The sequence below is a fragment of the Streptomyces sp. So13.3 genome, assembly GCF_005860785.2.
GTDB lineage: Bacteria > Actinomycetota > Actinomycetes > Streptomycetales > Streptomycetaceae > Actinacidiphila > Actinacidiphila fildesensis.
This window is the reverse complement of sequence record NZ_CP048835.1, coordinates 480,807-504,305: the sequence shown is the minus strand read 5'-3', so window position 1 is coordinate 504,305 and position 23,499 is coordinate 480,807. Positions and strand designations below refer to the sequence as shown.

General features: G+C 68.0%; 6 protein-coding genes and 1 pseudogene. All 7 read right to left on the bottom strand.

What is annotated here, in order from left to right; all coding sequences use genetic code 11:
- Positions 1-57: 57 nt before the first annotated feature.
- On the bottom strand, positions 58-957 hold the full coding sequence (locus C8250_RS02285) for a tryptophan 2,3-dioxygenase family protein (protein WP_138352449.1): 900 nt from the start codon (positions 955-957) through the stop codon (positions 58-60).
- Complete coding sequence (locus C8250_RS02280) at positions 954-1,856, bottom strand: alpha/beta hydrolase (RefSeq protein ID WP_138352450.1); 903 nt, start codon at positions 1,854-1,856, stop codon at positions 954-956. The genes C8250_RS02285 and C8250_RS02280 overlap by 4 nt, the downstream gene beginning before the upstream one ends.
- Before the next feature lie 39 nt (positions 1,857-1,895).
- Positions 1,896-2,528: a DUF6875 domain-containing protein gene (locus tag C8250_RS02275; protein ID WP_138352451.1), complete on the bottom strand. Its 633-nt coding sequence runs from the start codon at positions 2,526-2,528 to the stop codon at positions 1,896-1,898.
- A gap of 57 nt (positions 2,529-2,585) precedes the next feature.
- On the bottom strand, positions 2,586-9,305 hold the full coding sequence (locus tag C8250_RS44695) for an amino acid adenylation domain-containing protein (protein ID WP_346268796.1): 6,720 nt from the start codon (positions 9,303-9,305) through the stop codon (positions 2,586-2,588).
- Positions 9,306-9,383: 78 nt separating this feature from the next.
- Positions 9,384-13,559 (bottom strand): annotated as a pseudogene (locus C8250_RS44690) (amino acid adenylation domain-containing protein); the annotation flags it as partial.
- Positions 13,560-13,655: 96 nt separating this feature from the next.
- Positions 13,656-15,338 (bottom strand): condensation domain-containing protein, encoded by a 1,683-nt coding sequence (locus tag C8250_RS44415; RefSeq protein ID WP_274599393.1) that lies wholly within the window; start codon positions 15,336-15,338, stop codon positions 13,656-13,658.
- A complete protein-coding gene (locus C8250_RS02265) occupies positions 15,335-23,194 on the bottom strand; it encodes a non-ribosomal peptide synthetase (protein WP_274599392.1) in 7,860 nt (2,619 codons plus the stop codon). The genes C8250_RS44415 and C8250_RS02265 overlap by 4 nt, the downstream gene beginning before the upstream one ends.
- Between the last annotated feature and the right edge of the window lie 305 nt (positions 23,195-23,499).

Below are 23,499 nucleotides of genomic sequence, written 5' to 3'. Positions count from 1 at the left end.
TGCGGGATCCTTCGCTGTGCCGCTCGCGGGTGCCGAACGCCTGATGCCGCGCGTCGGTCAGAGCGTCGAGCGCACCGCCCACAGTTCCGGGAAGAAGCGGTGCTCGCTGATCCGGGCCAGCCAGGACACGCCGTCGGTGCCGCCGGTGCCCGGTTTGGCGCCCAGCATCCGTTGCACGGTCACCAGGTGGGTGTAGCGCCAGCGGGCGAACTGGTCAGCGGTGTCCATGAGTGCCTCGGCGAGCAGATGCAGGTCACGGTGACGGATCGGATCCTGGTACACCGCCCGCCAGGCCGCCTCGACCTCCTCGCCGGCCCGATACGGCTGCGCGGCGTCACGGGCCGGGACGTCGTCCCCAGCCAGCAGCCCACGGCGGGCCAGCAGCGCGAGCGCCTCGTCGTACAGACTCGGCTCGTGCAGTTGATTCAGCACCTCGTGGTAGGTGACCGAGCCGCGGTGCGGCTCCACCATCCCCGGGTTCTTGTTGCCGAGCAGGAACTCCAACCGCCGGTAGCCGGCCGACTGGAAACCGGACGCGGAACCGAGGACGTCCCGGAACTCGGCGAACTCCACGGGCGACAGTACGGAGAACGTCTCCCAGGACACCAGAAGGACCTGCTGCACCCGGGCCGATCGGCGCAGTGTCCACAGCGCGTCGTCGAGCTGGTCCTTGCGCAACTGGTCACGCGACGTGCTGAATTCTGTGTGCAGCAGCTTGAACAGCAGCTCCTTGACCTGGCTCATGATGATGAAGCCCGGCTCGGTGTCCGCCGTGCTGAGCGGATGCTGCAGCGCAAGCAACGCATCCATCTGCGCGTAGTGCGCGTATGCGGTGCTGCCCGGAGGTGACGCGTCCGACGGCTGAACCGTCGGCGCGGCCACCGTGGCGTCCTTCGGGTGCGCTGGTGCGCCGCCGGTGAACGGGCACCCGGTGCCGGCGCTCTGCTCGGCGGTCATGTCGTGCTCCCTTCCAGTCCCATCTGCGCGAGGACGGCGCTCCCGAGCCGTGACGTGCGGACCCCCAGGTCGTAGGGAAGGTCGAAGTGATTGCGCCGGTCCGCGACGACCTCCGTCACCGCTGTCCGGGGCCGCAGCGCCCCCACCATCCGTTCGTGCTGCCGGATGTACTCCTCGGTCTCGTTGCCGCCGCGGGCGACCACGACCTTGGCCGGCCGCGCCGGCAGCAGAAGCAGCGGGCTGTTGCGCAGCGCCGCGGCCTCGTCCAGGCGCAGCGCCTCATTGACGTAGGACAGCCGGACGGGTTCGAGGTCGTAGATGCCGCTCAGCAGGACCGCTCCGGCGATCCGGCCGGACACGTCCGGGCCGTCGAACGGATCAGGCAGCAGCGCCATCGCGGCCAGCTGGGCGCCGGCCGAGGTCCCGCACAGGTGGAGGCGGTCCGGGGCGAATCCGAGTCCGTCCGCGTGCCGCAGCAGCCAGTCCACGCTGCGGCGCACCATCCCCGCCATCGTGTCGAGCCCGACATCAGGCGCCAGCCCGTACTCGACCACGGCGACCGCCGCGCCCGCCGCGAGCAGTGGCGGTGCCGGGAAGGCCGAATCGGCCCGGCCGAGCGCCTGCCAGTTCCCGCCGTGCACGAAGACCAGCAGGGGCGGGCGTCCCGTACCCGTACCCGTACTCGTGCTCGTGCTCGTGCCGGGAAAGTAGTCGAGCGTCTCGGCGGGATGCGGTCCGTAGGCGAGACCGGTGAGCACTGGATGGTCGTGGCGGGCAGCTTCGCTCAGCCGCCGGTACTCGTCCAGATAGGCCGGCAGACTGCGCACGCGGGAGCTCGGCGAGTACTGCCGGTCCAGCGTGGCCCGATTCATGCCCCGGTACACGACGACGCCGGTCATCGCCGCCACCCCGTCAGCTGTGATGCGTTGCCCATCCGCTCAGCCCCGCAGACCGTGGACGGCGGAGGCGTGCTCGTACACCTTGGTCAAGAGCGGGTCGACGCCGTGTGCCGAATTCCGGTAGCGGATCCCGAAACGGCGTGCATACTCCTCGAACCAGTCTCTGCGATCGGCCAGGAACAGCACGTCGTGGATGGCCATCGAGCGGATCGCCACCATCGGCACCGGGGCCCAACTGACCTCGAATGCCGGGTTGCGGGCCGCCTTCTCACGGCACTTCTCGTGGAACTGCCCGAGCATCAGCCCGCGGCGCACGCTCTCGGGCTTCAGCGCGCTGTGCGCGGCGTCCAGCAGGTGCAGGTGCTCGGGCGGCAGGTCCGGCAGTACGAGGAGGAGTGAGCGAAGGTTCGGATTGCCCGCCTTCCAGCCGACCTCGCTGAACTCGTCGAGACCGCAGCGGACGATCTCGTCGATGAGCGCCTGGCTCGGGGTGAGTCCGACGAGTCTGACTCTGATCTCCAGTGCGTCGGCGTCCTGGGCCGGGGCGACGAACGGGCACACCGGACCGGATCGCCCGAGTTCGCTGTGCGGTTGCCGGATGTAGCCGCTGAGCCAGCCCTCAACGGCCTCCAACGTTTTGTCCAGGTCGACAGAGAGCACGTCGGTCAACATCGAAATCAGTCCTCGCAGACAGTGAGTGGAAGGAACCTCAAGTGCGGCCGGCGGGCGTCACTCGTCACCGGCGATGTCGTGGAGCTTGGCCGACAGGATCTGACCGATCTGGGCCAGCGTGCCCGGGCGGGTGAGCATGGTTCCATGCTCACCGGACACCACATGGGCCTCGACCGTGCCGCGGATGTGGGGCTGCCAGGCCTCGGCGGTGACGGGCGGGTCCTGCTGTTCCGAGCAGGCGATCAGCACCAGGTCGCCATCGATCGGTCCAGGCTGGTAATCGACGGTCAGGTGCGTGTTGTTCGCCGAGATCTCGGTGATCGTCGCAAGCCGGTCCTCCTCCAGATTTGCCAGGACGCTTCCCTGACGGCGCAGGATCTCCCGCGCCGTGGCGAAGGTCATCTCCTCGCCGCTGTCGCGATGGCTGCCGTCGTCGACCAGGCCGACGTGGTACAGGAGCATCACCCGGTCGTCGGGGGCAGGAACGTCGGCATGCGTCAGCCCTTGCCAGTTCGGGATGACATCGAGCACGGCGACCAGCGCCACCCGCTCACCGCGCCGCTGGAACTCAGCGGCCACCGCGTGGGCGCACAGCCCGCCGAACGACCAGCCGGCCAGATGGTACGGACCGTGCGGCTGCACCGACTGGATCTGGTCGGCGTAGTCCACCGCCATCTCCTCGATGCTGTCCGGCCGGGGCTCCGGGCGGGCCAGGCTGCGCGCCTGGATGCCGTAGAGCGGGTACTGCGGGTCGAGGTGCTTGATCAGAGCGCTGTAGGACCAGCTGATACCGCCCCCGGGGTGGATGCAGAACAACGGCGGCCGGCTGCCCCGGGTGCGCAGCGGCAGCACCACCTCGTACGAGCCGTCCGGATCGTCCACATCCAGCCGTGCCGCGATCTTCCCCGGGGTGGGCGCCTCGAACAGGCTCCGCAGCCCCAGCTCGACGCCGAACGCGCTGCGCAGTCGGGCGATCAGCCGAGTGGCCAGTAGTGAGTGTCCACCCAGCTCGAAGAAGTCCTCGTCCACGCCGACCACACTTCGGCCGAGGGTCTCCGCGAACAGCTCGCAGACGACCTGCTCCTGCGGAGTGCCGGGAGCGCGGCCGATGTCGGCGCGCTCGGGGTCGAGGGCCACCAGGGCGGCTCGGTCGAGCTTGCCGTTGGCGGTCAGCGGCAGGCGATCGAGAGGGACGATGGCGGTGGGCTGCATGTAGTCGGGGAGGTGTTGGCGGGTGTGTTCGCGGAGGGCGGTGAGGAGGGCGGCGGTGCCGCGGTGGGTGGCCGGGTTGATGACCCAGGTGGAGAGGGGGGTGCCGGCGTCGGCGCCACCCGCCGGTGCGTAGGTGCCGATGGGAGCGGCGTCGCCCAGCACTCGGCGGTTGACGTACGTGATCTCGACGGCGCCGGCGTCGTGGCTGCTCCACGTGATCGCGGTCCAGTATCCCAGTTCCTCGCCGAGGTGGTGGAACGCCTCCAGGTCGACGTTCGCCGTATGCGGGGCGGCCGGAGGTGCGCCGGCCTCCAGGGCCTTCTGGACGGCGAGATCGTCGGCGATGCGTGTGTTGGGGACGCTCGTCACCCGGAGCTGCTCGGGCCGCTCGTTGCGCAGCCGCTCAGCGAGGGTGTCGATGTCCTGGTCCCAGGGTTGGTGGGGGGTGTGGGTGAGGGGGTGGGGGGTGATGCCGGTTTTGTAGAGGGTGGCGTCGTAGCGGTAGCGGGTGAGTTCGTTGTGTGCGGTGCCGCGTTTGAGTTGGATGTCGGTGCCGGCGATGTCGGGGATGTGGTGGGTGAGGGCGGTGAAGTATTCGGGGTCGATGAGGAGTTCTTTGCCGAGGACGAGGCTCTGTTCGACGGCGCGGCGGATGGCGGCGGTGTCGGCGTCGTCGGCGCGGGCGGCCTGGACCGCGGTGGTGAAAGTGCGCAGCAGGCGGGGGTTGCGGACGTCACCCACGAACAGGGCTCCGCCGGGAGCGAGCAGGCGTACGGCCTGCTCGATGACCTGCCGGAGGTATTCGGCGTTGGGGAAGTACTGGACAACGGAGTTCAGGATGACCGTGTCGAAGTGACCCTGCGGGAGTCCGTCGTGCTCGTGCGCTGCCTGGGCGCGCAGGGTGACGCGCCCGGCGAGCTCGGGATCGGCATCGACGTGGCACCGCATCGCCTCGATGACGGTCGGGGAGAGATCCGTCGCCCAGTACTCGCTGCACTCGGGCGCCAGTTTCGCCAGCAGCAGGCCGGTACCGACGCCGATCTCGAGGACCCGGCCGGGCTTGAGCGCCCTGACCCGCTCGACGGTCGCCTCACGCCATTCCCGCATCTCCGACAACGGAATCGCGCTGTCGTCGTAGCTGCTGTTCCAGCCGGAGAAGTCCTCACCGAACTCAGCACCGGACCCCGTGTACAGGGAGTCGTAGAGCTCCTGCCACTCGCCTATCTGAGCCCGCTCATCCTCGTCGCTCGTCGGGACGGAACGGTCGGCTGCTACATAGGCGACCAGATGAGCGTCACCTGGTTGGTTTTCGTGGGTGATGACGGCGGCTTGGGTGATGTCGGGGTGGTCGGTGAGGACTTTTTCGATTTCGCCGGGTTCGATGCGGAAGCCGCGGATTTTGATTTGGTGGTCGGCGCGGCCGGTGTATTCGAGGTTGCCGTCGCCGTTCCAGTGGGCGAGGTCGCCGGTGCGGTACATGCGTGTGCCGGGTTGTGGGTTGTGGGGGTCTGCGGTGAAGCGTTCTGCGGTGAGTGCGGGTTGGTTGAGGTAGCCGTGGGCGAGGCCGGTGCCGGCGATGTAGAGCTCGCCGGTGACGCCGGGTGGGACGGGTTGGAGGTGGTTGTCGAGGATGTATATGCGGGTGTTGGCCATGGGGCGGCCGATGGGCACGGTGGCGTTGCCCGTGTAGGGGTTGGGGATGGGGTAGCAGGTGGCGAAGGTGGTGGTTTCGGTGGGTCCGTAGCCGTCGGTGACGGTGGTGGTGGGGCAGGCTTGTTGGAGGCGTTGGACGGATGCACCGGATACGGCTTCGCCGCCGGTCCAGATCTGCTGCACCCCGGTGAGGGTTTCGGGGTGGTGTTCGGTCATGACGTTGAACAGGGAGCTGGTGAGCCAGGCTGCGGTGACGTGGTGTTCGGTGATGGTTTTCTGCAGTAGGGGGATGTCGAGGTCGCCGGCGGGGGCGATGACGATGGCGCCGCCGTTGAGGAGTGGGACCCAGATTTCGTAGGTGGAGGCGTCGAAGGCGGACGGTGAGTGGTGCAGAACCCGCTGGTGCGCGTGGGGATCGAAGCGGGGGTCGAGGGCGAGTGAGGTGACGTTGCGGTGGGTGACGACGACGCCTTTGGGGGTGCCGGTGGAGCCGGAGGTGTACATCACGTACGCGGCGGCGTCCGGCTGGACCGTGACATCGGGTGCGTGCTGGTCATGTTGGTTGAGCTGCGTGGTCTCGGAGATGAGGAGGTCGGCCGTGGTGGTCGGCAGTGCGGTTTGTGAGGTGGTGTCGGTGAGGACGAGTGTGGTGTTGGTCTGCTCGAGGATGTGGTGGATGCGCTCGGCGGGGTAGCGGGTGTCGAGGGGGACGTAGACGGCGCCGGTCTTCATCAGGGCCAGGAGCGTCGTGATGGTCTCGGGTGAGCGCTGGAGCAGGACAGCGATGGCATCGCCGGGGCGGACTCCGCGGGCGATGAGGTGGTGCGCGAGGTGGTTGGCGCGGGCATCGATGTCCTGATAGGTGAGGGTGCTGTCGGTGGTGATGACGGCGGGGGCGTCCGGGGTTTTCGCTACCTGGCGGGTGAAGAGGTCGGCGAGCGATGCTTCGGGCAGGGACAGTGCGGTGTCCTGCCAGGTGTGGTGGAGCTGGTGGCGTTCGGCAGGGGTGAGAACGTCGATGGTGCTGAGCGGCTGATCGGGGTGGGCGGTCGCGGTGTCGAGGAGCTGGATCCAGCGGTCGAACAGGGCATGGACCGTGGGTGCGTCGTAGATATCGCTGGAGTACTCGACAGCACCGCCGATCCCCTGGAGCTCGCCGTTGGGTCCGCGTTGTTCGGCGAGGCTGAAGAAGAGGTCGAATTTTGCGGTTCCGGTGCGTCCGGGTGCCAGGTCGATGCGGAGTCCGGGGAGTTGGAAGGTTCCTTCGGGTGCGTTTTGGAGGGCGAGCATGATTTGGAAGAGGGGGTGGTGGGAGAGGGTGCGGGTGGGGTTGAGGATTTCGACGAGGTATTCGAAGGGGACGTCCTGGTGGGCGTAGGCGGCGAGTGAGGTTTCGCGGACCTGGTTGAGGAGTTGGGTGAAGGTGGGGTCGCCGGTGGTGTCGGTGCGCAGGACGAGGGTGTTGACGAAGAATCCGATGAGGTGGTCGAGGTTCTGGTCGGTGCGGCCGGCGATGGGGCTGCCGAGGGGGATGTCGTGGCCCGCGCCGAGGCGGGTCAGCAGGGAGGCGAGGCCTGCTTGGAGGACCATGAACAGACTGGTCCCGGTGGATCGGGCGAGGTCGGCGAGACGCTGGTGGAGTTCGGGGTTGATGGCGACGGTGACGTAGTCCCCGCGGTAGGTCATCACGGCCGGCCGGGGCCGGTCGGTGGGGATGGTGAGCTGGTCGGGAAGATCGGCCAGGGTGTTCGTCCAGTAGTCGATCTGGGTGGCGAAGAGGCTGTCGGGGTCGTTCTGGTCGCCCAGTAGTTCGTTCTGCCACAGCGTGTAATCCGCGTACTGCACCGGCAGCGGAACCCAATGAGGCGTCTCTCCCTGGGTCCGGGCGGTGTAGGCATGGGTGAGGTCGGCAGCCAACGGTCCCAGCGACCAGCCGTCGCCCGCGATGTGGTGGACCACCAGCAGCAGGACATGCTCCTGGGAGGAGAGCTCGAAGAGATCGGCTCGCAGGGGAGGTTCGACGGCCAACTCGAAGGCGTGCCGGGCTGCTTGTTCGAGTCCGGTCGCCAGCTCGGCTTCCGTCGTCGGAATGACGGTCACACGCGGCGCGGCGGCTTCGGAGTCCAGTATGTGCTGGCAGGGGGTGCCGTCGATCTCGGGGAAGACGGTGCGCAGGCTTTCGTGCCGGGCGACGAGGTCACCGAGCGCGGACCGTAGTGCGTCCCGGTCGAGTTCGCCCGTGAGGCGGAGTGCGAGCGGAATGTTGTAGGTGGCGCTGGGCCCCTCCATCTGATGGATGAACCACAACCTGCGCTGAGCGAATGACAACGGCATGACCTCGGGCCGCGCCCGAACGGTGAGTGCCAGTCGTCCAGGTGCAGCAGTGTCGAGCAGGGCCGCCACCGCGGCCGGCGTCGGGCCCTCAAAGAGGGTGCGCAGACCGACCTCGACGCCGAAGACCGATCGGATCTGCGCGATGAGGCGGGTGGCGAGCAGCGAGTGGCCGCCCAGGTCGAAGAAGTCGTCGTCGACCCCGGCCCGCGGCAGCCCCAGTACCTGCGCGAACAGGTCGCAGACGATCTGCTCCTGCGGGGTTCGTGCGTCCCGGCCCGACCCGACCGACGCGAAGTCCGGCGCCGGCAGAGCGGCGCGGTCGAGCTTGCCGTTGGCGGTCAGTGGCAGGCGATCGAGAGGGACGATGGCGGCGGGCTGCATGTAGTCGGGGAGGTGTTGGCGGGTGTGTTCGCGGAGGGCGGTGAGGAGGGCGGCGGTGCCGCGGTGGGTGGCCGGGTTGATGACCCAGGTCGAGAGGGTTGCTCCAGATCCACTGGTATCGACCGGTGTGTAGGTATGGGTCGGGGTGCCGGCGGCCAGCCGACTCCGGACGATGTAGGTGACGTCGACCGTGTCGACGTCATGGGTGCTCCAGGTAATGCCGCTCCAGTACCCGAGCTCGTCGCCGAGCTGATGGAACATCTCCAGGTCGATATGGAGGAGGGAGGTGTGGCTGGGAAGAGGAGCGTTGTGATCGAGGGCGTGCTGCAGGGCGAGCTCGTGGGTGAGGCGAGGGTTGGGGACTCCGGTGACCCGGAGTTCGACGGGCTGCTGGGTCGCGAGCCGTCGCCTGAGGTCGGCCAGATTGGCGGTGGCATCGTCGGCGTTCTGGTCCCAGGGTTGGTGGGGGGTGTGGGTGAGGGGGTGGGGGGTGATGCCGGTTTTGTAGAGGGTGGCGTCGTAGCGGTAGCGGGTGAGTTCGTTGTGTGCGGTGCCGCGTTTGAGTTGGATGTCGGTGCCGGCGATGTCGGGGATGTGGTGGGTGAGGGCGGTGAAGTATTCGGGGTCGATGAGGAGTTCTTTGCCGAGGACGAGGCTCTGTTCGACGGCGCGGCGGATGGCGGCGGTGTCGGCGTCGTCGGCGCGGGCGGCCTGGACCGCGGTGGTGAAAGTGCGCAGCAGGCGGGGGTTACGGACGTCCCCCACGAACACCGCACCGCCGGGAGCGAGAGCGCGGATGGCGTGATGAAGCACCTGCTCGAGATAGCCGGCGTTCGGGAAGTACTGGGCGACGGAGTTGAGCACGATGGTGTCGAAGTGGTTGTCGGGCAGACTGCCGAAGTCGTGGGCGGGTTGCGTCCTCAGGCGAACCCGCTGGAGCAGGACGGGATCGTTGTCGACCTGGGCCTGAAGTTCCCTGATGACGGTGGGGGAGAAGTCGGTCCCCCAGTACTCATCGCACTCGGGCGCGAGCTGAGAGAGCAGGAGACCGGTTCCGACACCGATTTCGAGCACACGGCGAGGACGGAGCGTCCTGATGCGCTTGACGGTGGTGTCCCGCCATTCCCGCATCTCCTCCAGCGGGATCGGTCGGCCGTCGTAACTGCTGTTCCAGCTCGCGAAGTTCTCGCCGAACACGGTTTTGGTCGCGGAGGTGTAGACGGAGTCGTACAGTTCCTGCCACTCGCTCAACTGTGACTCTTCGACCTGCTCATTGCGATCGTCCGTCGAACTGTCGGCGACGACATAGCCGACCAGACGGGCGTCTCCCGGCTGGTCCTCACGAACGATGACGGCGGCCTGGGCGATGTCGGGGTGGTCGGTGAGGACCTTCTCGATCTCGCCGGGTTCGATGCGGAAGCCGCGGATTTTGACCTGGTGGTCGGCGCGGCCGATGAATTCCAGCTCACCGTCGCCGTTCCAGCGCACGAGGTCGCCGGTGCGGTACATCCGTCCGCCGGGTTCCAGGCCGCAGGGGTCGGCGACGAATCGCTCGGCCGTCAGGGCGGAACGGCCGAGGTAGCCGCGAGCCACGCCGGCGCCCGCGATGTACAACTCACCCACCACACCAGGCGCCACCAACTGCAGCTCGTCATCCAACACATAGGTCCGCGTATTGGCTATCGGCCGGCCGATGGGGGCAGCGCCCGCGCCATCGGCCAAGTCTCCGGCAGTCGACCAAATGGTGGTCTCGGTCGGTCCGTACAGGTTGGTCAGGTCGTCCGTGAGCTCGCGCATTTCTTCGGCGAGGGCGGTGGGCAGTGCCTCCCCTCCGACCAGCATGCGCAGGCCCCGCAGGGCCTCCGGGTTGTGCGCCACCAGCAGCTGCCACAGCGAGGGGGTCCCCTGAAGGACCGTGACACCGTGCCGGGCGATCAAGTCCAGTACGGCAGAAGGTTGCGTGACCGACTCCTTCGGCGTCAGGACCACCGCTGCACCGGAGAGAAGCGGGTGATACAGCTCCAAAGCAGCAATATCAAAGGCGACGGTGGTGACCGCGAGCAGCCGCTCCTCAGGCCGAAGTTCGACCTTCTGCCGCATGGCCTCCAAGAAGTTGAGCAACGCGGCGTGCGGCACGACCACGCCCTTGGGACGTCCGGTCGACCCGGAGGTGTAGATCACGTACGCGGCGTCCGCGGGCCGCAGCGGTGCTACACGGTCGGCGTCGGTCGGATCGCTGTCGGAGCAGTCAGCCACCAGCGCGCGGACATTGGCAGCGTCCAGAACCAACCGCTGCGACGAGCCGCCCGCCACCAGCCGGTCCGTTCGCGTCGTAGTGAGAACCAGGGCAGGTCGCGCGTCCTCGAGCACGTACTCGATGCGTGCCGCCGGATGATCCGGATCCAGTGGCAGGTACGAGGCACCAGTTTTGAGCACTGCCAGCAGGGCGACCACCAGGTCGGCCGAGCGAGGCAGCGCAAGGGCGATCACCAGATCCGGCCCGGCACCACGTCGCAACAAGGCGTGGGCGAGTTGGTTGGCGCGAGAGTTCAGCTCCGCATACGACAGGGTGGCATCCCCGACGATCAGAGCCACGGCGTCGGGCGTGGCGGCAGCCTGTTCCGCGAAGCGGTCCGGCAGGAGGGTCTCGCTCACCGGGGAAGCGGTGTCTTGCCAGGTGTGGAGCAGGTGGTGGCGTTCGGCGGGGGTGAGGACGTTGATGGTGCTGAGGGGTTGGTCGGGGTGGGCGGTCGCGGTGTCGAGGAGTTGGATCCAGCGGTCGAAGAGGGTGTGGACGGTTGGTGCGTCGTAGATGTCGCTGGAGTACTCGATCGCGCCGTTGATCCCTTGGGGTTCGCCGTTGGGTCCGCGTTGTTCGGCGAGGCTGAAGAAGAGGTCGAATTTTGCGGTTCCGGTGCGTCCGGGTGCCAGGTCGATGCGGAGTCCGGGGAGTTGGAAGGTTCCTTCGGGTGCGTTTTGGAGGGCGAGCATGATTTGGAAGAGGGGGTGGTGGGCGAGGGTGCGGGTGGGGTTGAGGATTTCGACGAGGTATTCGAAGGGGACGTCTTGGTGGGCGTAGGCGGCGAGTGAGGTTTCGCGGACCTGGTTGAGGAGTTGGGTGAAGGTGGGGTCGCCGGTGGTGTCGGTGCGCAGGACGAGGGTGTTGACGAAGAATCCGATGAGGTGGTCGAGGTTCTGGTCGGTGCGGCCGGCGATGGGGCTGCCGAGGGGGATGTCGTGGCCCGCGCCGAGGCGGGTCAGCAGGGAGGCGAGGCCTGCTTGGAGGACCATGAACAGACTGGTCCCGGTGGATCGGGCGAGGTCGGCGAGACGCTGGTGGAGTTCGGGGTTGATGGCGACGGTGACGTAGTCCCCGCGGTAGGTCATCACGGCCGGCCGGGGCCGGTCGGTGGGGATGCTCAGCTGGTCGGGAAGATCGGCCAGAGCGTTCGTCCAGTAGTCGATCTGGGTGGCGAAGAGGCTGTCGGGGTCGTTCTGGTCGCCGAGGAGTTCGTTCTGCCACAGGGTGTAGTCCGCGTACTGCACCGGCAGTGGAACCCAGTTCGGGACTTCTCCTTGGGTGCGGGCGGTGTAGGCGTGCGTGAGGTCGGAGGCGAGGGGTCCGAGAGACCAGCCGTCGCCCGCGATGTGGTGGACCACCAGCAGCAGGATATGCTCCTGGGAGGAGAGCTCGAAGAGATCGGCTCGCAGCGGGGGTTCGACGGCCAGGTCGAAGGCGTGCCGGGCTGCTTGTTCGAGTACGGTCGCCAGCTCGGCTTCCGTCGTCGGAATGACGGTCACACGTGGTGCGGCGGCTTCGGGGGTCAGTATGTGCTGGTAGGGGGTGCCGTCGATCTCGGGGAAGACGGTGCGCAGGCTTTCGTGCCGGGTGATGACGTCAGCCAGCGCGGCCCGCAGTGCGTCCTCGTTCAGCCCGCCCGTGAGGCGGAGTGCGAGGGGAATGTTGTAGGTGGCGCTGGGCCCCTCCATCTGGTGGATGAACCACAACCTGCGCTGCGCGAAGGAAAGCGGCATGACCTCGGGCCGCTCCCGCACGGTCGGGGCAAGTCGCGCCGGGCCAGCAGTGTCCAGCCGAGCCGCCACCGCCGCGACGGTCCGAGCCTCGAAGAGGGTGCGCAGGCCCATCTCGACGCCGAAGGTGGCGCGGATGCGGGCGATGAGGCGGGTGGCGAGGAGTGAGTGCCCGCCGAGGTCGAAGAAGTCGTCGTCGATTCCGGCTCGCGGTAGGCCGAGTACCTGGGCGAACAGGTCGCTGACGATCTGTTCCTGCGGAGTGCGTGCCTCCCGGCCCGACCCGACCGACGCGAAGTCCGGCGTCGGCAGGGCGGAACGGTCGAGCTTGCCGGTCGTGGTCAGTGGCAGGCGATCGAGCAGGATCACCGCGGAGGGGACCATGTGCTCCGGCAGGCTCTGCTGCGCGAAATCCCGTACCTGCTGGGGTAGAAGAGCATCCCGTGCCACCACGTACGCCACCAGACGGGACCGCCCCGGCTGATCCTCATGCGTGGTCACAGCGGCGTGGGCGATGTCGGGGTGGTCGGTGAGGACCTTCTCGATCTCGCCGGGTTCGATGCGGAAGCCGCGGATCTTGACCTGGTGGTCGGCGCGGCCGATGAATTCCAGCTCACCGTCGCCGTTCCAGCGCACGAGGTCGCCCGTGCGGTACATCCGTCCGCCGGGCTCCAGGCTGAACGGGTCGGCGACGAACCGCTCAGCTGTCAGGGCGGAACGGCCGAGGTAGCCGCGGGCCACACCGGCGCCCGCGATGTACAGCTCACCCACCACACCAGGCGCCACCAACTGCAAACCGCCGTCCAGCACATAGGCACGCGTGTTGGCGATGGGCCGGCCGATCGGCGCGGGCAGCTGCCAGAGGTCAGGATCGCCGACCAGCGTGTGGGCTGTGACCACATGGGTTTCGGTCGGGCCGTAGTGGTTGTGCAGTCCCCGGCCCGGGGTCGAACGGTGGAATGCACGGACCTTGCCGCTGAGCGTCAGAGCTTCGCCGGCCTGCGCGACGGTTCGCAGCCGCATCAGCGTACGGCCCTGCTCGACAGCGGCCTCAGCTAGGGCCTCCAGCACCAGGTTCGGGGCGAACAGCTCGTCTATCTGGCGGTCGTCGAGCCACGCGGCGAACCGGGCCGCGTCGCGGCGGACGGACTCGTCGGGGATGACCAGCGTCTTGCCGTAGGCGACGGCCGACAGAATCTCCTGAGCGGACACGTCGAAGCTGATCGCTGTGAACTGTGCGGTCCTGTTGCCGGGTGCGCCACCGACCGTGCGGTGATGCCACGCGAGGAGATTCAGCAGCGCCGATGCCGGCATGACGACGCCTTTGGGGCGGCCGGTGGAGCCGGAGGTGTAGATGATGTAGGCGGGGTGGTGGGGGGTGAGGGGGGGTGGTGCGGTCGTGGTCGGTGGGGTTGTGGGTGGGTTGGTGGGTGAGGTCGGTTGCGAGGGTGGGGTGGTCGAGGTGGAGGGTGTGGTTGGTGTGGTGGGGGAGGTTGGTCTGGGTTGTGGTGGTGGTCAGGGTGAGGGTGGGTTGGGCGTCGGTGAGCATGTGGTTGAGGCGTGGGGTGGGGTATTGGGGGTCGAGGGGAGGTAGGCGGCGCCGGTTTTGAGGACGGCGAGGATGGCGGTGACGAGGTCGGTGGAGCGGGGCAGGGCGAGGGCGACGTTGTGTTCGGGGCCGATGCCGTGGGTGATGAGGAGGTGAGCCAAGCGATTGGCTCGGGTGTTGAGTTCGGCGTAGGTCAGGGCGGTGTCGTCGCACGTCACGGCTACCGCGTCCGGTGCACACTCGGCCTGCGCCTCGAACAACCCCGGTAGTGTTGCGCTGTCATTCACCGTGGCGGTGTCATTGCGGGTGACCAGCAGTTCCCGCCGCTCCTCGTCGGTGAGCAGGTCGATCCGGCCGACCGGCCGGTCCGCGTCGGCGACCATCAGGTCGAGCACTTGGATCAGCCGATCGAGGAATCCGTTGGCCGCAGCTCGGTCGAAAAGGTCGTCGCGGTAGTCCAGACGCAGGTGGAGACGGCGGCCCGGCGCCGCGATCAGAGTGAGCGGGTAGTGCGTCGCGTCGCGTCCCCGGCCAAGGTCGGGGGCGATGTGTAGTCCCGCACCCACCGTGGCGGCGGTGTCATCCCAGGGATAGTTCTCGAACACCACGGAGGTGTCGAAGAGGTCGCCCAATCCCGCGAGCTGCTGGATACGGGCCAGCCCGAGATGGTGGTGTGCGGTCAGCCGCGACTGCTCATCCTGCAGCCGGACGACTGTGGCCAGCAGCGACTGCGCCGGGTCCAGCCTGACCCTCACGGGCACCATGGCGATGAGCAGGCCCACCATGGACTCCACACCGGACAGCTGCGGGTCACGACCTGCCACGACGGCGCCGAAAACCACGTCGTCATGGCCCGTACGGCGGCTCAGTACCAGACCCCAGCCGGCCTGCAGGACGGTGTTCAGGGTCACGCCCTGGCCGCGCGCCCACTCGGCGAGCGCGGCCGTGCGCTCCTCGTCCAGTTCGACAGTGATTCGTTCCGGCATCTGCGCGGCGCGTCCGGGATCCACCGGTGTGATCAGGGTGGGCTGTTCGAGGTCGGAGCAGACCTCGCGCCAGGCAGCCTCGGCCGCCGGTTGGTCCTGCTGGGCCAGCCAGCCCAGAAACTGGCGGTAGGGGGTGACCCGGGGGAGCGCAGCGGTGTCCCCGTGAGTGTCGTACAGCGCGGTCAGCTCGCGCACGAGGATGGGAGTGGACCAACCGTCGAGCAGGATGTGATGGGTGGTCAGGATGAGGCGGTGGTGCTCCCCGGCGAGCCGCACCAGGGAGAAGCGCAGCAGCGGCGGCTCAGCCAGGTCGAACCGGCGGCCGTGCTCCTTGGCGGCGAGTCGGACGAACTCCGCCTCCGCTGCGTCGCCGGGAAGCGAGGAGAGGTCGTACTCCTCCCAGGGAACCTCGACCTGACGGGAAATCGTCTGCACCGTCTGACCCGACCCCACCTGCCGGAAACCGGCGCGCAGGTTCGCGTGCCGCTGGACCAGGGCGCGGACCGCCGCCCGCAGGTTCTCACTGTCGAGGGCGCCCGCGATGTCGAATACGTGCTGCACCCCGTAGACGTCCGCGCCGTCCTGCTCATAGCGCGAGTGGAACAGCAGCCCCTCCTGCATCGGGGACAGGGGCAGAATGTCTTCCAGGCCCGACGACGTCATTTCTGGATCCTCCACGCGGCTTCGAGTTGCTCGATCTCGTGCTGGCTGAGTGTGGTCAGGGGGAAGTCCGAAGGCGTGTGGCCGCCGGTGCCGGACCGGTCACCGTGCCGGACCAGGCCGCGGATCGCGCGGAACCAGTCCTCGGCAAGGTCGCGGACGTGCTGCTCGGGCCAGAGATCGGGGGCCCACGTCCAGACGGCTTCCAACCAGGGGCCGTCCGGAGTGTCGCGGACCATCGAGTTGACCTCCAGTCCGTGCGCCAGGGCGGTGCCCGGATCAGCGCCGCTCAGCAAGCCCGCCTCCGATGCCACGGCCCACGCCGGGTTGCCCGCAACGAGGGGGGTTCCGGCTGAAGCGAACCGGCCGAGGTAGTTGAAGCCCAGCTGGGGCACCGCGAGCCGACGCAGCTCCGATCCGGTCGACGGATTGAGGTGGCGCAGCAGACCGAAGCCGACGCCTTTGTCGGGCAGGGAGCGCAACTGCTCCTTGACTCTTTTCAGGGCTTGCCCGAGGGCCGGTCCGCCGTCGGCGACCTCTTCCCAGCCCAGCGCGCCCGGGTCGATCCGGACGGGATACAGAGAGGTGAACCAGCCCACGGTGCGGGACAGGTCCGTGTCCTCGATGATCTCCTCGCGGCCGTGGCCCTCGACATCCACCAACAGCTCGGTGTGCCGCCCGCGGGCATGACGGCGCCGCCACTGGGCGACCGCCAGGGCGAGCGCGGTCAGCAGTACATCGTTGACCCCCGCGTGGAAGGCGGCCGGCACCGTCGTCAGGAGTGAGGTGGTGACGTCGGGTGGAAGGGAAAGCGTGAGGTCGCGGGCCCGGCCGACGGTGTCCCGTCCTGGATCCAGCCGGTCAGCGGTCAGCGGTGGGTCAGCAGCGGTCAGCAGATCGGCCCACAGCCGCACTTCCGCGGCACGAGCTGGATGGCGGGCCTCCGCCGTCAGCAGCCGGGACCAGCGTTGCAACGAGGTGTGCACCGGCTCCAACCCCGGGGCCCGGCCGCGCGCGACCGCCTCCCAACCGGCGACCAGATCCGCAAGCAGCAGCCGCCAGGACACCCCGTCCACCACCAGGTGGTTGACCAGGAACAGCAGACGGCCGGCACGACTGGGCCCGGCATCGAACCAGACCGCTTGGAGCAGCACCCCCCGCTCCGTCGACAGGCGGGCGGCCGCCGAGTCCAGGTGATCCCGTACCAGCGCCTCGTCGAACGTGCCTGCGCCCACGTCGACGCGGTGCACCAGGTCGGCAGCCGGGACGGCGCCGACCGGAAGAACTTCCAGCGACCACGGCCGGCGGCTTGCGCGGCTCGGGGTCCGGGTCAGTCGCAGGGCGTCATGGTGGTCCACGAGCGCCTGCACGGTCGCAGTGAGGCGGTCCTCGCCCAGATCGGCCGGCACCTGCAGCAGCATCGCCTGGTAGAACGGGTCGATCGCGCCGCCGCGCTCGTCGAACCAGAGCATGATCGGTGTGGGCTCCACCGTACCGATGCCCGCTCCATCGGTTGCCGGAGCCGACTGGGGCAAGTCCTCGGCGACGTCCGCCAGCCCAGCCACGGTCCGCCGCTCGAAGATGTCCCGGACCGCGAAACCGACCCCTGCCGTGCGCGCCAGGCTCACCAGGCGGATCGAGATGATGCTGTCCCCGCCGAGTGCGAAGAAGTCGTCATCAAGGCCGACCCGGTTCACACCGAGGGCCCGTGTGAACAGCTCACCGAGCAGCCGTTCGCGCGCCGTCCGCGGCTCGCGTCCCGGGGCGTCCGCCTGCGGAGCCGGGTCAGGATCGGGCAGCGCGGTGTGGTCGAGCTTGCCATTGGCAGTCAGCGGCAACCTGTCCAGCTGGACGAACACCGACGGCAGCATGTAGTCCGGCAGCCGCCGGCGGGCGAACTCACGCAGGCTCTCCGCAGGCAGCGCGTTGGTGGCGGCGACGTACGCGATGAGGCGGATCGTGCCTGGTTGGTTTTCGTGGGTGATGACGGCGGCTTGGGTGATGTCGGGGTGGTCGGTGAGGACTTTCTCGATTTCGCCGGGTTCGATGCGGAAGCCGCGGATTTTGATTTGGTGGTCGGCGCGGCCGGTGTATTCGAGGTTGCCGTCGCCGTTCCAGTGGGCGAGGTCGCCGGTGCGGTACATGCGTGTGCCGGGTTGTGGGTTGTGGGGGTCTGCGGTGAAGCGTTCTGCGGTGAGTGCGGTTTGGTTGAGGTAGCCGTGGGCGAGGCCGGTGCCGGCGATGTAGAGCTCGCCGGTGACGCCGGGTGGGAGGGGTTGGAGGTGGTTGTCGAGGATGTATATGCGGGTGTTGGCCATGGGGCGGCCGATGGGCACGGTGGCGTTGCCCGTGTAGGGGTTGGGGATGGGGTAGCAGGTGGCGAAGGTGGTGGTTTCGGTGGGTCCGTAGCCGTCGGTGACGGTGGTGGTGGGGCAGGCTTGTTGGAGGCGTTGGACGGATGCACCGGATACGGCTTCGCCGCCGGTCCAGATCTGCTGCACCCCGGTGAGGGTTTCGGGGTGGTGTTCGGTCATAACGTTGAACAGGGAGCTGGTGAGCCAGGCTGCGGTGACGTGGTGTTCGGTGATGGTTTTCTGCAGTAGGGGGATGTCGAGGTCGCCGGCGGGGGCGATGACGATGGCGCCGCCGTTGAGGAGTGGGACCCAGATTTCGTAGGTGGAGGCGTCGAAGGCGGAGGGTGAGTGGTGCAGAACCCGCTGGTGCGCGTGGGGATCGAAGCGGGGGTCGAGGGCGAGTGAGGTGACGTTGCGGTGGGTGACGACGACGCCTTTGGGGGTGCCGGTGGAGCCGGAGGTGTACATCACGTACGCGGCGGCGTCCGGCTGGACCGTGACATCGGGTGCGTGGTGGCTGTCGCCGTCCAACCGGGCCGCGTCGGTGTCGGTGATGAGGAGGTGAGGTGTTGCGGTAGGGAGTGCGGTTTGTGAGGTGGTGTCGGTGAGGACGAGTGCGGTGTCGGTCTGCTCGAGGATGTGGTGGATGCGCTCACTCGGATAGCGGGCGTCGAGCGGGACGTAGACCGCGCCGGTCTTCATCAGGGCCAGGAGCGTCGTGATGGTCTCGGGTGAGCGTTGCAGGAGAACGGCGACGGCATCGCCGGGGCGGACTCCGCGGGCGATGAGATGGTGCGCGAGGTGGTTGGCGCGAGTGTTCAGCTCCGCGTACGAAAGCGTGGTGTGGGCGGTGATGAGGGCGGGGGCGTCCGGGGTTTTCGTCACTTGCCGGGTGAACAGGTCAGCCAGGGAGGCCTCGGGCAGAGGCAGCGCGGTGTCCTGCCAGGTGTGGTGGAGGTGGTGGTGTTCGGTGGGGGTGAGGACGTTGATGGTGCTGAGCGGCTGATCGGGGTGGATGGTCGCAGCGTCGAGGAGCTGGATCCAGCGGTCGAACAGATCATGGACCGTAGGTGCGTCGTAGATATCGCTCGAGTACTCGACGGCACCGTCGATGCCCTGAGGCTCGCCGTTGGGACCGCGTTGCTCGGCAAGACTGAAGAACAAGTCGAACTTTGCCGTCCCCGTCCTACCCAGCTCGACACCGGCACGCACTCCGGGAAGCTCCAACGCACTCACGGGTGCGTTTTGGAGGGCGAGCATGATTTGGAAGAGGGGGTGGTGGGCGAGGGTGCGGGTGGGGTTGAGGATTTCGACGAGGTATTCGAAGGGGACGTCTTGGTGGGCGTAGGCGGCGAGTGAGGTTTCGCGGACCTGGTTGAGGAGTTGGGTGAAGGTGGGGTCGCCGGTGGTGTCGGTGCGCAGGACGAGGGTGTTGACGAAGAATCCGATGAGGTGGTCGAGGTTCTGGTCGGTGCGGCCGGCGATGGGGCTGCCGAGGGGGATGTCGTGGCCCGCGCCGAGGCGGGTCAGCAGGGAGGCGAGGCCTGCTTGGAGGACCATGAACAGACTGGTCCCGGTGGATCGGGCGAGGTCGGCGAGACGCTGGTGGAGTTCGGGGTTGATGGCGACGGTGACGTAGTCCCCGCGGTAGGTCATCACGGCCGGACGGGGCCGGTCGGTGGGGATGCTCAGCTGGTCGGGAAGATCGGCCAGGGCGTTCGTCCAGTAGTCGATCTGGGTGGCGAAGAGGCTGTCGGGGTCGTTCTGGTCGCCGAGGAGTTCGTTCTGCCACAGGGTGTAGTCCGCGTACTGCACCGGCAGTGGAACCCAGTTCGGGACTTCTCCTTGGGTGCGGGCGGTGTAGGCGTGCGTGAGGTCGGAGGCGAGGGGTCCGAGAGACCAGCCGTCGCCCGCGATGTGGTGGACCACCAGCAGCAGGATATGCTCCTGGGAGGAGAGCTCGAAGAGATCGGCTCGCAGCGGAGGTTCCACGGTCAGGTCGAACGCATGCCGAGCTCCCCGGCGCAGCACATCATCCAGTTCGGACTCAGTGGTTCCGGTGATGGGCAGCTCCATGGTCGCTATGTCGAGCACTCGTTGATACGGAGTGCCGTCGACCTCGGGCAGGATCGTGCGCAGGCTTTCGTGCCGTGCGACGAGGTCACCGAGCGCGGCGCGCAGCGCATCCCGGTCCAACTGGCCGGTGAACCGCAGCACGAGGGGAATGTTGTAGGTGGCGCTGGGCCCCTCCATCTGGTGGAGGAACCACAACCTGCGCTGAGCGAACGACAGCGGCATGACCTCAGGTCGCTCCCGCACGGTGAGCGCCAGTCGTCCAGGTGCAGCGGTGTCGAGCAGGGCCGCCACCGCGGCCGGCGTCGGGCCCTCGAAGAGCGTTCGTAGACCGACCTCGACGCCGAAGACCGATCGGATCTGCGCGATGAGGCGGGTGGCGAGCAGTGAGTGCCCGCCCAGATCGAAGAAATTGTCGTCGACCCCGGCCCGCGGCAGCCCCAGTACCTGCGCGAACAGGTCGCAGACGATCTGCTCCTGCGGAGTGCGTGCCTCCCGGCCCGACCCGACCGACGCGAAGTCCGGCGCCGGCAGAGCGGCTCGGTCGAGCTTGCCATTAGTGGTCAATGGCAGACGATCGAGCAGGATCACGGCCGAGGGGACCATGTGCTCCGGCAGGTTCTCCTGCGCGAAATCCCGTACCTGCTGCGGTAAAAGAGCATCCCGTGCCACCACGTACGCCACCAGACGGGAGTCACCCGGCCGCTCCTCGTACACGATCGCGGTCGTCTGAGCCACCGACGGATGAGCGGACAACGCCGCCTCGACGTCACCGAGTTCGATGCGGAAGCCGCGGATCTTGACCTGGTGGTCGGCGCGGCCGATGAATTCCAGCTCACCGTCGCCGTTCCAGCGCACGAGGTCGCCCGTGCGATACATCCGTCCGCCGGGCTCCAGACCGAACGGGTCGGCGACGAACCGCTCAGCTGTCAGGGCGGAACGGCCGAGGTAGCCGCGGGCCACGCCGGCGCCCGCGATGTACAGCTCACCCACCACACCGGGCGCCACCAACTGCAAACCGCCGTCCAGCACATAGGTGCGCAGGTCGGGAATGCCGACGCCGATCACGCTCGCAGCCTCGTTGCTCACCCGATCACGGGTCAGCGGCTGATAGGTCACGTGCACCGTGGTCTCGGTGATGCCATACATGTTGACCAGCACCGGTGCATCGTCGGGATGCCGCAGGTACCAGTCGGCCAGGCGGGAGGGCTGCAGCGCCTCGCCGCCGAACACCACAACGCGCAAACTGAGCTGCCGGGCCGGCCGGGACGTGTCGGCATCGGCCTGCACCAACTGGTAGAAGGCCGACGGTGTCTGGTTGAGAACGGTGACACCCTGCTCGGCGAGCAGGTCCAGAAACGCCCCCGGCGTTCGGCTCACCTCGAAGGGCACCACGACCAGTCGGCCGCCGTGCAGCAGCGGCCCCCAGAGCTCCCAGACGGAGAAGTCGAAGGCGTACGAGTGGAACAGCGTCCAGACGTCGTCGGCGCCGAAGCCGAACCACTGGCGGGTGGCGTCGAACAGCCTGACCACGTTCCGGTGAGTGTTGACGACGCCTTTGGGGCGGCCGGTGGAGCCGGAGGTGTAGATGATGTAGGCGGGGTGGTGGGGGGTGAGGGGGGTGGTGCGGTCGTGGTCGGTGGGGTTGTGGGTGGGTTGGTGGGTGAGGTCGGTTGCGAGGGTGGGGTGGTCGAGGTGGAGGGTGTGGTTGGTGTGGTGGGGGAGGTTGGTCTGGGTTGTGGTGGTGGTCAGGGTGAGGGTGGGTTGGGCGTCGGTGAGCATGTGGTTGAGGCGTGGGGTGGGGTATTGGGGGTCGAGGGGGAGGTAGGCGGCGCCGGTTTTGAGGACGGCGAGGATGGCGGTGACGAGGTCGGTGGAGCGGGGCAGGGCGAGGGCGACGTTGTGTTCGGGGCCGATGCCGTGGGTGATGAGGAGGTGAGCCAAGCGATTGGCTCGGGTGTTGAGTTCGGCGTAGGTCAGGGCGGTGTCGTCGCACGTCACGGCTACCGCGTCCGGTGCACACTCGGCCTGCGCCTCGAACAACCCCGGCAGCGTGGTCTCTGCAACTGGCGGAGCATCCGCGGCCATACCCAGCAGGGCGGTGCGGTCCTCGTCGGTGAGCAGGTCGATCCGGCCTACGGGTTGGGTGGGATCGGCCGTGGTCACGGCCCGTAACACGGTGAGCAGGCGCTGATGATGAGCGGCCAGCTCGCCGTCCGAGCAGATCTCAGGGTGGGCATTGACATCGACCTTGAGGCCGGTCCCGTCGCGCCGGTCCCACACGGCGACCGTGAAGTCGCCCACCAGGCCCGAGGAAAGGTTGTGCGCGGTGGTCGGCAGACCGGCGAAGTCGAGCACGTAGTCGAACGACATCACGTTGACGACCGGTGCGTACCACGTTCCCAGACTGCCCGGCAGGTCCAGGTCCCGTTGCAGGTCCTCGGCCCGGTACCGCTGGTGCCTGCCCAGCTCGACCACTCGGTCCGCGATCTGCCCGAGGAGGTCACCGAGCGACAGATCCGGTCGGAACGAGAGCCGCAGCGGAAGGACGTTGGAGGCCATGCCGGGAGTACGGCGCTGGAGCTGGTCCAGACGCCCGGTCACCGGCAGGCCGAGCACGACGCACGATGAGCCGGTCATCCGATGGAGATAGACGGCTGTTGCCGCGATGACCAGGTGTGACCAAGGGGCCCGGGCGTGCCGCGCCGCTGCGCGTAAGTCGTTCAGCTCCACGGCCCCCAGGCCGGCTGTCCGCCGAAGGTAGTGCTCCGGGGTGGTCGACGGCCGGTCGACGAACCCGGTCGGTTCGGGGCGGTCGGCGAATTGCTCGGTCCAGTACTCCCGGTCGAGGGAGAATTGTTGGGAATCGCGGTACTTCTCATCGGCGGCCAGCAGCTCGTGCAACGGGCTGAAGGGGCTAGGTTTCACCGGGTGGTCCTGGACAAGGGCGGTGTAGACCTCGGCGACCCGGCGGGTGATCAGGAGTGCTCCGAAGGCGTCCATCACGGCGTGGTGGTAGCCCTGGTACCAGTAGAAGCGGTCGGGGCCCAGACGGAGCAGCGCGTACTCGAAGAGCCGGTCGCCGGCGAGGTCCATCGGCCGGGCCACCGCGGCCTCCAGCCAGGCGTGGGCGGCTCGTTCGGGGTCGGGTTCGGCGCTGAGGTCGATCATCGTGGGCGACCAGTCACCGAGTCCGTGGAGGACCTGTCGGCCGTCGCCGCGCTCTTCCACAAAACGGACGTGCAGTGCCTCCGTCTCGGAGACAACCCGCAGGAGGGCTTGCTCGAAGAGCACCGGATCCACTCGTCCGTGGATTTCCAGATAGTCGCCCACCCGGAAAACCCGGTTGGCTCCCGCCAACCGCTGTTCGGCCATCCATATCTCGCGTTGCGCGGCCGTGAGCGGCAGTGTGGCGCCAGCACTGATGGACAAGTCCCCACCTCCGGAATATCCCCCGCGCGGACATTGCCTGGGGGAGAAAAGTAAAAGAAATCCTGACAGCCGCGAAGACAATGAGAAAGCGCGACCGGACATCGGAGAATGCGCGACCGTCTGACCATCGGAACGGTGGGTCGCCTCGTACGCCGGAACCGGCGCAACTGCCCTGAACCAAAATCCCTAGAAACCTAACCCGAGGTCACTGGGTGGTCAAGGAGATCAATGTGGGAGGTCTCGTATGTGTCCCGCCGGCGGGACAACCGGCGTACGCCGCAGCCGACGGAATCCTGTGGGCGCAC

Bases quoted from the DNA above. Each gene is read 5' to 3' on its own strand.
- C8250_RS02285 (WP_138352449.1), bottom strand. From the start codon at position 957: ATGACCGCCGAGCAGAGCGCCGGCACCGGGTGCCCGTTCACCGGCGGC.
- C8250_RS02280 (WP_138352450.1), bottom strand. From the start codon at position 1,856: ATGACCGGCGTCGTCGTGTACCGGGGCATGAATCGGGCCACGCTGGAC.
- C8250_RS44415 (WP_274599393.1), bottom strand. From the start codon at position 15,338: ATGACGTCGTCGGGCCTGGAAGACATTCTGCCCCTGTCCCCGATGCAG.
- C8250_RS02275 (WP_138352451.1), bottom strand. From the start codon at position 2,528: ATGTTGACCGACGTGCTCTCTGTCGACCTGGACAAAACGTTGGAGGCC.